Genomic DNA, 11848 nt, shown 5'->3' with positions numbered 1-11848 from the left:
ATGGAGGACACGATGATTCCAGTAGGGATGACGGAAAAAGAATATTTTGAAATTCATGCGACTGAGAAGGAATTTTTAGACTGGTACTGCAAACAGGATCTTCCTCAGTATGAAAAACCGAGCGTGACGGTGGATATGGTAGCTTATTGCTTTGTCGACGGAAAAATCAAGCTCTTATTAATTCGCCGCAAGGCTCACCCTTATCAAAACTGTTTGGCCTTAGTTGGAGGATTTATGGACAAGGACGAAGATGCTGCGCATGCCTGTCAGCGTGAGGTGAGAGAAGAAGTCAATCTCGATCTTCCTTTGGAAAAAATTGAGCAATTGATGACCGTATCGACCCCCGGCCGTGACCCCCGGGGCTGGACAGTGACCATTGCCCACTTGGTTTATCTGCCTAGTCGTGCATTAGAACTTGTTCAAGCAGGAGACGATGCCAAGGATGTCGTTTTCGTAGATGTCGATTTTCAGACAGGCAAGTGCTTCTTAGAGGGAGTAGAGTTGGAGGAGCAAGCCTTCGCTTTTGACCATTATGCCATTATCCAAGAATCCATCAAACGAATCCAAGGGCGTCTCGACTGGAATCCGACCTTCCTCTATCTGCTGGAGGAGGAGTTCACTGTCTACGAAGGAACTGAACTGGTCAATCTTATCAACCCCGGTCGCCCAATCGTAAGCAATAACTTTCTCGTAAAATACGGAGAATATGTAGAAGAAGTTGGACTCAAACGAGTGCCTAAAAAGAAACCAAGAAAAACCTATCGATTGAAATAAAAAGTGAGGTCGGGACAAAGTTCCCGACCTCTTTATGTACCATCATGAGATGGTTTTGTGTTGTGCCTGCTTTTAGGGATGGCTATCTCTCCTAGAATTGCTCAACAGGTGAGTAAAAAAAGTCTTTGTATCGATACTTGAGATAGTTCTTGTGTAGAAATAACAAAGCTATATAAACAATCCAAAGATTGTAGTCAGATAGTAGACATTAAATGCAGTTTTGCCATAGTGAGTGGCTGATTGATAAGAGCCAATAGCTCCCAAAATCAACCAAGGAAGATACTTGTAATACTTATTTAGCATAAGAATGCACCTCCTATATTCTATTTCAATGTTATTATATTCCTTTGCAGTTAAAGATATAAGCGATTACATAAAAACAAATTCAAATTTTTAACAGGAAAATCTCCTATTTTTCTGTTTTATTACGAATAAAAGAGTAGGAGGAGTAAATGTATCTAAATTATGTGATATTTTTAAAATAGTTTAGATAAATTCTTGACATATTTAAATCTCAATGTTACAATTATATTACAAAAATATTTCTTTATATTTCTAAAATATTACAAAGGAGTAGAAAAATGAAAAAGAAAACCTATATCAAATTGATGGCAGCGACTGTATTGGCTTCTACCCTATTATTAGGAGCTTGTGGAAATAAAAAGGAAACAACTCAAGCAAGCAGTTCTGCTAAGACAAGCCAATCATCAAGCTCTAAAGCAGCTTCTGCGAGCAAAGAAAGCAAGACTCAGAAATCCTCAAGTTCAGCTTCATCTGAAAAGGCCAAGGCATCTACCGACCAGTCTTCAGCAAGTGCAACACCATCACAAGCGGCACCTGTACCAGAGCAAAGACAGGGTCAAGAAGTGTCTAATCAACAGGTAGCTAGTCAACAGGCGGCTAGTCAACAAACTCCTGCTCAGACTCCATCAACTCAACAGTCTCCTCAAGCCCAGTCTAACCAATCAAGCTATGATCCTACAACTGACCGCAAACTTCAAGACAAGCAAGCAGAGCAAAATAAACGCTACAAGGGTGTTTTAACCATGGTAGATGGTGATTTCTCAGCTGCAGCAGGCAATTGGAAGGGAGCAAATGGCGAAACTATCACAGTTTCATCAGGTGGTCAATTTACAGTAGAATCTGCTGATGGAAAGAAAGAAAATTACTCTATCAAAGGTTATTCTTATACTCTTGATGATGGTAAATATAATGCCAAAATTGGTGGAGGAAAAGTCATCCAAATTACAACAGGAGCGGATGGTAAGGTTTCCAGTGTTGCTCTGAATCAATAATAGCTATCAGTATTTGAATTTTTACAATCAAAGAAAATCCGTCAGCTCAATAAGAGTTGACGGATTATTTTATACTTTTACTTGGGTTAAAAATTCTTCTGTAGTAAGAATTTGCGCAAACTCATCTTGTAGAGAAAGGAGATTAATCTCATGGATAGTCTCAGGCGAGATGGCCTGACCGTTTTTGTTAGATAGGGTAAAACTGGCAGTAGCATCTGCTAGTAAAGTGACTTCAAAGCCAAGATTTGCTGCCATTCGTGTAGTAGTAGATACACAATGAGGCAGGGTCAAACCAACAACGACTAAACGACAAATCTGATTTGTTCGTAAATAGGATTCAAGGTTTGTTCCAATAAAGGCGCTATTAACCGTTTTTTGAAAGACAGGTTCTGAAGTAATTGCTTCAAATCCACTTTTAAACTCCTGGTTTTGTTTGTGATGAAATTGCGACTGGGGATTGTCAGATATGTGTTGAACATGTAAGACTGGAAGAGCATGTTTACGAAAGTATGCCAGTACCCTCAATGCTTGTTGTTCAGCTTGAGGGTTGTTCCGTTCTCCCCAGATAGGGTTATCAAATGCTTTTTGCATATCGATAACTAGTAGAGCAGTATGAACCATTTTAAGCCTTATCCAATTGCAAGAGGGCTTCAATCTCTGCTAGGGTGCTGGCTTGGGAAATGGCTCCACGGAGTTTGGCAGCGCCAGATGTTCCACGGAGGTAATGAGGAGCGAGGCCACGGAATTCACGAACTGCGACGTTTTCCCCTTTGAGGTTAATCAATCGTTTTAAGTGTTCGTAGGCGATTTTCATCTTGTCTTCAAAGGTCAAATCAGGTAGGATTTCTCCTGTTTCAAAGTAATGATTGATCTGGTTGAAGAGGTAGGGATTTCCCATGGCAGCGCGGCCAATCATGACTGCATCAGCACCGACTTCTTCGATGCGTTGTTTGGCTTCTTGGACCGTACGGATATCACCATTGGCGATGAAGGGAATCTTGGTCAGAGCTTGGGCAACCTTGTGCAGGGTCTCAAGGTCTGCATGACCTGTATACATTTGCTCACGGGTACGGCCATGCATGGCGAGGGCAGAAACACCTGCTGCTTCAGCAGCGAGGGCATTTTCTACTGCAAGAGATGGATCAGCCCAGCCGGTACGCATTTTGACAGTAAGTGGGATATCAAGGACAGACTGGACCTTGTTGATGATAGAGTAGATCTTGTCTGGGTCCTTGAGCCACATAGCGCCAGCTTCGTTCTTCACGATTTTGTTAACTGGGCAGCCCATGTTGATATCCACGATATCGGTTTTGGTGTTTTCTTGGATGAATTCGGCTGCGCGTGCTAGGCTGTCTTCATCGCTACCAAAAAGCTGGATAGAGACAGGGTTTTCGCCTTCATCGATATGAAGCATGTGAAGAGTTTTTTCGTTGTTGTATTGGATTCCCTTGTCAGAGACCATTTCCATGACAACGAGTCCAGCTCCGAGCTCTTTTGCGATGGTACGAAAGGCTGAGTTGGTCACGCCAGCCATGGGCGCTAAAACGGTACGATTGGGAATCTCAACATTGCCAATCATAAAGGGTGTATTAAGATTTGTCACGAATGAGTTCCTCCAGGTCGTTTTCATCAAAGTTATAGGTAGTTTGACAGAATTGACAAGTGATTTCTGCCCCGTGGTCTTCCTCTTTCATTTCCTGTAAGTCTGAACTTGGAAGGCTGGCAAGAGCGTTCATAAAGCGCTCATGGCTACAGTCACATTGGAAACGGATTTCTTCTTCAGACAAGCGTTTGTATGGCTCGTCACCGTAGATTGCTTTGAGGAGGGCTTCGATATGGTCTTCACTTTCCAGAAGCGTTGAGATAGCTGGCATTTCTTGGATGCGTTTCTCAAAGCGAGCAATCTCTTCTTCCTTGGCTCCTGGCAAGACTTGGACTAAGAAACCACCTGCAACCTTGACCTTGTCTTCCTCGTCCAAAAGGACATTGAGACCTACTGCTGAAGGGATCTGTTGGCTTTCAGTCAGGTAAAAGGCAAGATCTTCACCGATTTCCCCAGAGATGAGGGGAGTCATAGAGTTGTAAGGATTTCCAGTACCGTAGTCTGTGATAACGAGGAATTGACCATTTCCAACAAAAGGTCCAACTAGAACTTCACCAGTTGCAGTCTTTTTGATGTCAACACCAGAATTCTGAACATAGCCTTTGACGTTACCCTTGGTATCAGCGACCGTGATAATGGCCCCTAGAGAGCTAGATCCCAGTACCTTCACTGTTAGTTTGGTATTTCCTTTTTCATTGGCTGCGAGAATCTGGCTGGCGATAAGAGTTCGACCAAGTGCTACAGTTGAGCTAGCTTGGGTTTGGTGTTTTTCTTGAGCAGTGCGGACGGTTTCTGTGCTATCAAGAACAAAAGCACGAAAGGCTCCGCTTTCTGATATACTTTTAATAATTTTATCCATAGCTACTATTTTAGCATAAAAATGCCCAAAGGGGGAGCCGTGTGTTTGTCGATTTTCAGGATAATGGACTAGGAAATCAGCATGAAAATAAAAAGAGAAACAGATTATTTCAGCATTTCTAAGATTTATGCTATGCTTAAGGTAGAAAATGAAAGGGGTAACAAATGTATTTAGGAGATTTGATGGAAAAGGTCGAATCTGGCCAATTTTCAATCCTTTCCTTTCTATTACAAGAGTCTCAGACGACTGTCAAGGCTGTAATGGAGGAAACAGGATTTTCAAAAGCAACCCTAACCAAATATGTCACCCTGCTTAATGACAAGGCTTTGGACAGTGGCTTAGAGTTGACCATCTCCTTAGAAGATGAAAATCTGCGCCTGTCAATCGGTGCAACTACTAAGGGGAGAGACATTCGGAGCTTGTTTTTGGAGAATGCTGTTAAATATCAGATTCTCGTTTATCTTCTTTACCACCAACAGTTTTTAGCCCATCAGTTGGCTCAAGAATTAATGATTAGTGAGGCCACGCTTGGCCGTCATTTGGCTAGTCTAAATCAGATTTTGTCAGAGTTTGATTTATCTATCCAAAATGGCCGTTGGCGAGGTCCAGAGCATCAGATTCGTTATTTCTATTTCTGTCTTTTCCGCAAGGTTTGGTCCAGTCAGGAGTGGGAAGGTCACATGCAGAAACCAGAGAGAAAGCAGGAAATTGCCAGTTTAGAAGAAATCTGCGGTGCAAGTTTGTCTTCGGGGCAAAAACTGGACTTGGTTCTCTGGTCCCACATCAGTCAACAGCGTCTCCGGGTCAATGCCTGCCAGTTTCAAGTGATAGAAGAGAAAATGCGAGGGTATTTTGACAATATTTTCTACCTTCGTTTGCATCGAAAGGCTCCGTCCTTTTTTGCTGGGCAACACCTTCCTCTGGGAACTGAGGATGGTGAGATGATGATTTTCTTCTCTTTCCTCCTATCTCATCGCATTCTTCCTCTTCATACTATGGAGTATATCCTTGGTTTTGGAGGGCAGTTGGCAGATTTGCTGACGCAATTGATTCAAGAAATGAAAAAGGAGGAACTATTGGGGGACTATACAGAGGACCATGTCACTTATGAACTCAGTCAGCTTTGTGCTCAAGTCTATCTCTATAAGGGCTATATCTTACAGGATCGCTACAAGTACCAGTTGGAGAATCGTCATCCATATTTCCTGATGGAACATGATTTTAAAGAGACAGCAGAGGAGATTTTTCATGCTCTACCTGCTTTTCAGCAAGGTACGGATTTGGATAAGAAAATTCTCTGGGAATGGCTCCAGTTAATCGAATATATGGCTGAAAATGGTGGTCAACATATGCGGATTGGTCTGGATTTGACATCTGGTTTTCTTGTCTTTTCAAGGATGGCAGCCATTTTGAAACGGTATTTGGAATACAATCGTTTTATTACCATTGAAGCCTATGACCGAACTCGACATTATGATTTGCTGGTTACCAATAACCCGATTCATAAGAAGGAACAAACACCAGTCTATTATTTAAAAAATGACTTGGATATGGAAGATTTGGCGGCTATTCGCCACTTATTATTCACTTAAAAGGCTTGGTCATTCCAGGTCTTTTTTGTGAAATTCACACAATCTCCTCACATTTTTTAAAAAATTAAAAAAAGTTGATAAACAAGAAAGCGCTTTATTTTGTATACTAGTAAGTGTAAAGAGGAAATATCCTCAAGATCTTTATCAGGAGGACAGCACATGTCACAAGAAAAATACATCATGGCGATTGACCAGGGGACTACAAGCTCTCGTGCCATTATTTTTAACAAAAAAGGAGAAAAAGTTAGCTCGAGTCAAAAAGAGTTTACCCAGATTTTCCCTCAGGCAGGTTGGGTAGAGCACAATGCCAATGAAATTTGGAACTCTGTTCAGTCAGTTATTGCGGGTGCTTTCATCGAAAGTGGTGTCAAGCCAAATCAAATCGAAGCAATCGGAATTACCAACCAACGTGAAACAACTGTTGTCTGGGATAAGAAAACAGGGCTTCCTATCTACAACGCAATCGTTTGGCAGTCACGCCAGACAGCCCCTTTGGCTGAGCAACTAAAAAGCCAAGGTTATGTGGAAAAATTCCATGAAAAGACTGGTTTGATCATCGATGCTTACTTCTCTGCGACCAAGGTTCGTTGGATTTTGGACCATGTCGAAGGCGCTCAAGAGCGAGCAGAAAAGGGTGAATTGCTCTTTGGTACCATCGATACTTGGTTGGTTTGGAAATTGACTGACGGTGCGGCTCACGTGACAGACTACTCAAATGCAGCTCGTACCATGCTCTACAATATTAAAGAACTCAAATGGGATGATGAGATTTTGGAAATCCTCAACATTCCTAAGGCTATGCTCCCAGAAGTTCGTTCTAACTCTGAAATCTACGGTAAAACAGCGCCATTCCACTTCTATGGTGGAGAAGTGCCAATCTCAGGTATGGCTGGGGACCAACAAGCAGCCCTCTTTGGACAGTTGGCCTTTGAACCTGGTATGGTTAAAAATACTTATGGAACAGGTTCTTTCATCATCATGAACACTGGGGAAGAGATGCAGTTGTCTGAGAACAATCTTTTGACAACCATTGGTTACGGAATTAACGGCAAGGTTTACTATGCCTTGGAAGGGTCTATCTTCATCGCAGGAAGTGCCATTCAGTGGCTTCGTGATGGACTTCGCATGGTCGAAAATTCACCAGAATCTGAAAAATACGCTCGTGATTCTCACAACAACGATGAAGTTTATGTCGTTCCAGCCTTTACAGGTCTAGGTGCTCCATACTGGAATCAAAATGCTCGCGGTTCTGTCTTTGGCTTGACTCGTGGAACAAGCAAAGAAGACTTTATCAAGGCAACTCTTCAATCTATTGCTTATCAAGTGCGTGATATCATCGATACCATGCAAGTGGATGCGCAGACAGCTATCCAAGTCTTGAAAGTGGACGGTGGTGCAGCTATGAACAATTTCCTCATGCAGTTCCAAGCTGACATTTTGGGAATCGATATCGCACGCGCCAAAAACTTGGAAACAACAGCTCTAGGGGCAGCCTTCCTAGCAGGTTTGTCAGTAGGTTACTGGAAAGACTTGGATGAGTTGAAACTCTTGAACGAGACAGGAGAACTCTTTGAGCCATCTATGAACGAATCGCGCAAGGAACAACTCTACAAGGGCTGGAAGAAGGCTGTAAAAGCAACCCAAGTCTTTGCGGAAGTAGACGACTAATACTGGAAGAATAAAGCGACTTAGTTAGAAAGTGTGTAAAAATGGAATTTTCAAAGAAAACACGTGAATTATCAATTAAAAAAATGCAGGAACGTACCTTGGACCTCTTGATTATCGGTGGAGGAATCACAGGGGCTGGTGTAGCCTTGCAGGCAGCAGCTAGTGGTCTTGAAACTGGTTTGATTGAAATGCAAGACTTTGCAGAAGGAACATCTAGCCGCTCAACTAAATTGGTTCACGGAGGTCTTCGCTACCTCAAACAATTCGACGTAGAAGTAGTATCAGATACGGTTTCTGAACGTGCAGTGGTACAACAAATTGCACCTCATATTCCAAAACCAGATCCAATGCTCTTGCCAGTTTATGAAGAAGATGGAGCAACCTTTAGCCTCTTCCGTCTTAAGGTAGCTATGGACTTGTACGACCTTTTGGCAGGGGTTAATAACACGCCAGCGGCAAACAAGGTCTTGAGCAAGGAAGAAGTCTTGGAACGCCAGCCAAACTTGAAGAAAGAAGGTTTGGTAGGAGGTGGAGTTTACCTTGACTTCCGTAACAACGATGCGCGTCTCGTAATCGAAAACATCAAACGTGCCAACCAAGACGGGGCCCTCATTGCCAACCACGTGAAGGCAGAAGGCTTCCTCTTTGACGAAAGTGGCAAGATTACAGGTGTTGTAGCTCGTGATTTGTTGACAGACCAAGTATTTGAAATCAAGGCCCGTCTGGTGATTAACACAACAGGTCCTTGGAGCGATAAGGTACGCAATTTGTCTAATAAGGGAACCCAATTCTCACAAATGCGTCCAACTAAGGGAGTTCACTTGGTAGTGGATTCAAGCAAGATCAAGGTTTCACAGCCAGTTTACTTTGACACAGGTTTGGGTGATGGCCGGATGGTCTTTGTTCTCCCACGTGAAAACAAGACTTACTTCGGTACAACTGATACAGACTACACAGGGGATTTGGAACATCCAAAAGTAACTCAAGAAGATGTAGATTACCTACTTGGCATTGTCAACAACCGCTTCCCAGAAGCAAACATTACTGTTCAAGATATTGAGAGTAGCTGGGCAGGTCTTCGTCCATTGATCGCAGGCAACAGCGCTTCTGACTACAATGGAGGGAATAACGGAACTATTAGTGATGAAAGCTTTAACAACTTGATTGCGACTGTTGAATCTTATCTTTCTAAAGAAAAAACGCGTGAAGATGTTGAGTCTGCTGTTAGCAAGCTTGAAAGCAGTACCTCTGAGAAACATTTGGACCCATCTGCAGTTTCACGTGGTTCGAGCTTGGACCGTGATGACAATGGTCTCTTGACCCTTGCTGGTGGTAAAATCACAGACTACCGTAAGATGGCTGAAGGAGCTATGGAGCGCGTGGTTGATATCCTCAAAGCAGAATTTGACCGCAGCTTTAAACTGATCAACTCTAAGACATACCCTGTTTCAGGTGGGGAATTGAACCCAGCAAATGTGGACTCAGAAATCGAAGCCTTTGCGCAACTTGGAGTGTCACGTGGTTTGGATAGCAAGGAAGCTCATTACCTAGCAAATCTTTACGGTTCAAATGCACCGAAAGTCTTTGCTCTTGCTCACAGCTTAGAACAAGCGCCAGGACTCAGCTTGGCAGATACTTTGTCACTTCACTATGCAATGCGCAATGAGTTGGCTCTGAGCCCAGTTGACTTCCTCCTTCGTCGTACCAATCACATGCTCTTTATGCGTGATAGTTTGGATAGCATCGTTGAGCCAGTTTTGGATGAAATGGGACGATTCTATGACTGGACAGAAGAAGAAAAAGCAGCTTACCGTGCTGATGTCGAAGCAGCTCTTGCTAACAATGATTTAGCAGAATTAAAAAATTAAGAAAAAATAAAAGAGGTGGAGGGCAGGACTCCTAGTCCACCCTCTCCTCCTTTTTAATGGAGACAGAGAGATGATGAATGAATTATTTGGAGAATTTTTGGGAACTTTAATCCTGATTCTTCTAGGAAATGGTGTTGTTGCAGGTGTGGTTCTTCCTAAAACCAAGAGCAACAACTCAGGTTGGATTGTGATTACTATGGGTTGGGGGATTGCAGTTGCGGTTGCAGTATTTGTATCTGGCAAGCTCAGTCCAGCTCATTTAAACCCAGCTGTGACAATTGGTGTAGCTTTAAAAGGTGACTTGCCTTGGGCTTCCGTATTGCCTTATATCTTAGCCCAGTTCGCAGGGGCTATGCTGGGTCAGATTTTGGTTTGGTTGCAATTCAAACCGCATTATGAGGCAGAAGAAAATGCAGGAAATATTTTGGCTACCTTCAGCACAGGACCGGCCATCAAAGATACTGTATCAAACTTGATCAGCGAAATCCTTGGAACCTTTGTTTTGGTGTTGACAATCTTTGCTTTGGGGCTTTATGACCTTCAAGCAGGAATCGGAACCTTTGCAGTGGGAACTTTGATTGTCGGTATTGGTCTATCACTAGGTGGGACAACAGGTTATGCCTTGAACCCAGCTCGTGACCTTGGACCTCGTATCATGCACAGTATCCTTCCAATTTCAAACAAGGGAGATGGAGACTGGTCTTATGCCTGGATTCCTGTTGTGGGACCTATCCTCGGTGCAGCCTTGGCCGTGCTTGTATTCTCACTTTTCTAATTTAGAAAACAATTATGTTGATAAAGCTTGAGATGAAAATCTCAGGCTTTTTCATGTGAAAACCATCACTTTTGTTTTCTGCTATTTTATGCTAAAATATTAAAAATCAAATTTTAATTCCAAAGTTGGAAACAAAGATGGGAGAGCTATATGTCTAATTCATTTATCAAATTGTTAGTCTCTCAATTGTTTGCAAATTTAGCAGATATTTTCTTTAGAGTAACCATCATTGCTAACATATACATTATTTCAAAATCAGTAATTGCCACATCACTAGTTCCCATTTTAATAGGAATATCCTCTTTTGTTGCGAGTCTTTTAGTTCCTTTGGTTACTAAAAGGTTAGCGCTAAATAGGGTTTTATCTTTATCCCAATTTGGAAAGACTATATTATTGACGATATTGGTAGGAATGTTTACCGTAATGCAATCAGTAGCGCCTTTGGTAATTTATCTATTTGTTGTTGCAATTTCCATATTAGATGGTTTTGCAGCACCTGTTTCCTATGCTATTGTGCCACGCTATGCGACCGATTTGGGTAAGGCTAACTCAGCTTTGTCAATGACTGGTGAAGCCGTTCAATTGGTGGGGTGGGGGTTAGGTGGACTCTTGTTTGCAACAATTGGTCTGTTACCTACCACGTTTATCATTTTAATCTTGTATATCATTTCTAGCTTTCTGATGTTATTTCTTCCTAAGGCTGAAGTGGAGGTGCTAGAGTCAGAGACAAATCTTGAAATTTTGCTCAAAGGTTGGAAGTTAGTTGCTAGAGATCCTAGATTAAGACTTTTTGTATCAGCAAATTTATTTGAAATTTTCTCAAATACGATTTGGGTTTCGTCTATCATACTTGTCTTTGTAACTGAGTTATTAAATGAAACGGAAAGTTACTGGGGATATTCTAATACAGCATACTCTATTGGTATTATAATTAGTGGCTTAATTGCTTTTAGGCTATCTGAAAAGTTACTCGCTGCTAAATGGGAAAGTATTCTTTTTCCTCTTGTAGCCATGGCAATAGTGACACTGACTATTCTATATTTTCCAAACGCACAGATGTTTTTATTATTTTCAGCTTTAGTTGGTATGTTATCGCAACTAAAAGAAGTTCCTGAAAGTGTATTTCTTCAGGAAACAGTAGAGGAAAATAACTTGGTTAATGTTTATTCCGTTCTTGAAGTGATTTCGACATTAGCATTTTCAGTATTTGTTTTGCTAATGAGCTATATTACTGAGAGTTTTGGCATTAGCATAAGTTTTGGGCTATCAGCCATTTGTCTGATGATAGAAGCTATTTTAATTTATATTAGACGAGACTATTTTAAATGAGAACCTGGGCAAAAAGTCTTTCAGAATCAGAAAAGCGCATAGTATCAGGTGTTGAAAAAAACTTTATATTGTGCGTTTTATTAGA

The 11848-nt window shown here is 41.8% G+C and carries 10 protein-coding genes and 1 pseudogene; 7 read left to right on the top strand and 4 right to left on the bottom strand.

All coding sequences use genetic code 11. The features are described from left to right. Positions 1-774, top strand: a complete 774-nt coding sequence (locus UKS_RS09435; protein ID WP_156012937.1) for an NUDIX domain-containing protein — start codon at positions 1-3, stop codon at positions 772-774. A gap of 72 nt (positions 775-846) precedes the next feature. Here UKS_RS09435 and UKS_RS09430 read toward each other — a convergent pair. Continuing rightward, positions 847-1077 (bottom strand): annotated as a pseudogene (locus UKS_RS09430) (hypothetical protein). Between the two features lie 278 nt (positions 1078-1355). Here UKS_RS09430 and UKS_RS09425 point away from each other — a divergent pair. Next, positions 1356-2069: a hypothetical protein gene (locus UKS_RS09425; protein ID WP_156012935.1), complete on the top strand. Its 714-nt coding sequence runs from the start codon at positions 1356-1358 to the stop codon at positions 2067-2069. Positions 2070-2138: 69 nt separating this feature from the next. On the opposite strand, the gene UKS_RS09420 is transcribed toward UKS_RS09425, so the two are convergent. The 3 genes from UKS_RS09420 to hslO are packed head-to-tail and all read right to left on the bottom strand — an operon-like array spanning position 2139 to position 4531. Continuing rightward, positions 2139-2690, bottom strand: coding sequence for a cysteine hydrolase family protein (locus UKS_RS09420; protein ID WP_156012933.1), 552 nt, complete (start codon positions 2688-2690; stop codon positions 2139-2141). Position 2691: 1 nt separating this feature from the next. Continuing rightward, positions 2692-3672, bottom strand: a complete 981-nt coding sequence (gene dusB, locus UKS_RS09415; RefSeq protein ID WP_000183308.1) for a tRNA dihydrouridine synthase DusB — start codon at positions 3670-3672, stop codon at positions 2692-2694. Further along, a complete protein-coding gene (hslO, locus tag UKS_RS09410) occupies positions 3659-4531 on the bottom strand; it encodes an Hsp33 family molecular chaperone HslO (protein WP_156012931.1) in 873 nt (290 codons plus the stop codon). The genes dusB and hslO overlap by 14 nt, the downstream gene beginning before the upstream one ends. A 164-nt stretch (positions 4532-4695) precedes the next feature. On the opposite strand from hslO, the gene UKS_RS09405 reads away from it, so the two are divergent. From UKS_RS09405 to UKS_RS09385, 5 genes are all read left to right on the top strand, one after another. Next, on the top strand, positions 4696-6123 hold the full coding sequence (locus UKS_RS09405) for a helix-turn-helix domain-containing protein (protein WP_156012929.1): 1428 nt from the start codon (positions 4696-4698) through the stop codon (positions 6121-6123). Between the two features lie 159 nt (positions 6124-6282). Further along, positions 6283-7791 (top strand): glycerol kinase GlpK, encoded by a 1509-nt coding sequence (gene glpK, locus UKS_RS09400; RefSeq protein ID WP_000076784.1) that lies wholly within the window; start codon positions 6283-6285, stop codon positions 7789-7791. 41 nt (positions 7792-7832) lie between these two features. Next, positions 7833-9659 carry a type 1 glycerol-3-phosphate oxidase gene (glpO, locus tag UKS_RS09395; protein WP_156012927.1) on the top strand — a complete coding sequence of 609 codons (1827 nt, stop codon included), beginning with the start codon at positions 7833-7835 and terminating at the stop codon, positions 9657-9659. 70 nt (positions 9660-9729) lie between these two features. Then, the gene (locus tag UKS_RS09390) at positions 9730-10434 is read left to right on the top strand and encodes an MIP/aquaporin family protein (RefSeq protein ID WP_156012925.1); all 705 of its coding nucleotides are present in this window, start codon (positions 9730-9732) and stop codon (positions 10432-10434) included. A 150-nt stretch (positions 10435-10584) separates the two neighbouring features. Further along, a complete protein-coding gene (locus UKS_RS09385) occupies positions 10585-11763 on the top strand; it encodes a ryptide export MFS transporter (protein WP_156012923.1) in 1179 nt (392 codons plus the stop codon). The last annotated feature ends 85 nt before the right edge of the window (positions 11764-11848 follow it).

Origin of the sequence: Streptococcus sp. 116-D4 (assembly GCF_009731465.1) — a bacterium.
In the GTDB taxonomy this organism is placed as follows: Bacteria; Bacillota; Bacilli; order Lactobacillales; family Streptococcaceae; genus Streptococcus; species Streptococcus pseudopneumoniae_E.
The sequence above is the reverse complement of the archived record's forward strand: the minus strand, read 5'-3'. Positions and strand labels throughout refer to the sequence as shown.

Coding starts and splice junctions, on each gene's coding strand:
- hslO (WP_156012931.1), bottom strand. CDS start 4,531: ATGGATAAAATTATTAAAAGTATATCAGAAAGCGGAGCCTTTCGTGCT.
- UKS_RS09385 (WP_156012923.1), top strand. CDS start 10,585: ATGTCTAATTCATTTATCAAATTGTTAGTCTCTCAATTGTTTGCAAAT.
- glpO (WP_156012927.1), top strand. CDS start 7,833: ATGGAATTTTCAAAGAAAACACGTGAATTATCAATTAAAAAAATGCAG.
- glpK (WP_000076784.1), top strand. CDS start 6,283: ATGTCACAAGAAAAATACATCATGGCGATTGACCAGGGGACTACAAGC.
- UKS_RS09390 (WP_156012925.1), top strand. CDS start 9,730: ATGATGAATGAATTATTTGGAGAATTTTTGGGAACTTTAATCCTGATT.
- UKS_RS09405 (WP_156012929.1), top strand. CDS start 4,696: ATGTATTTAGGAGATTTGATGGAAAAGGTCGAATCTGGCCAATTTTCA.
- UKS_RS09425 (WP_156012935.1), top strand. CDS start 1,356: ATGAAAAAGAAAACCTATATCAAATTGATGGCAGCGACTGTATTGGCT.
- UKS_RS09420 (WP_156012933.1), bottom strand. CDS start 2,690: ATGGTTCATACTGCTCTACTAGTTATCGATATGCAAAAAGCATTTGAT.
- UKS_RS09435 (WP_156012937.1), top strand. CDS start 1: ATGGAGGACACGATGATTCCAGTAGGGATGACGGAAAAAGAATATTTT.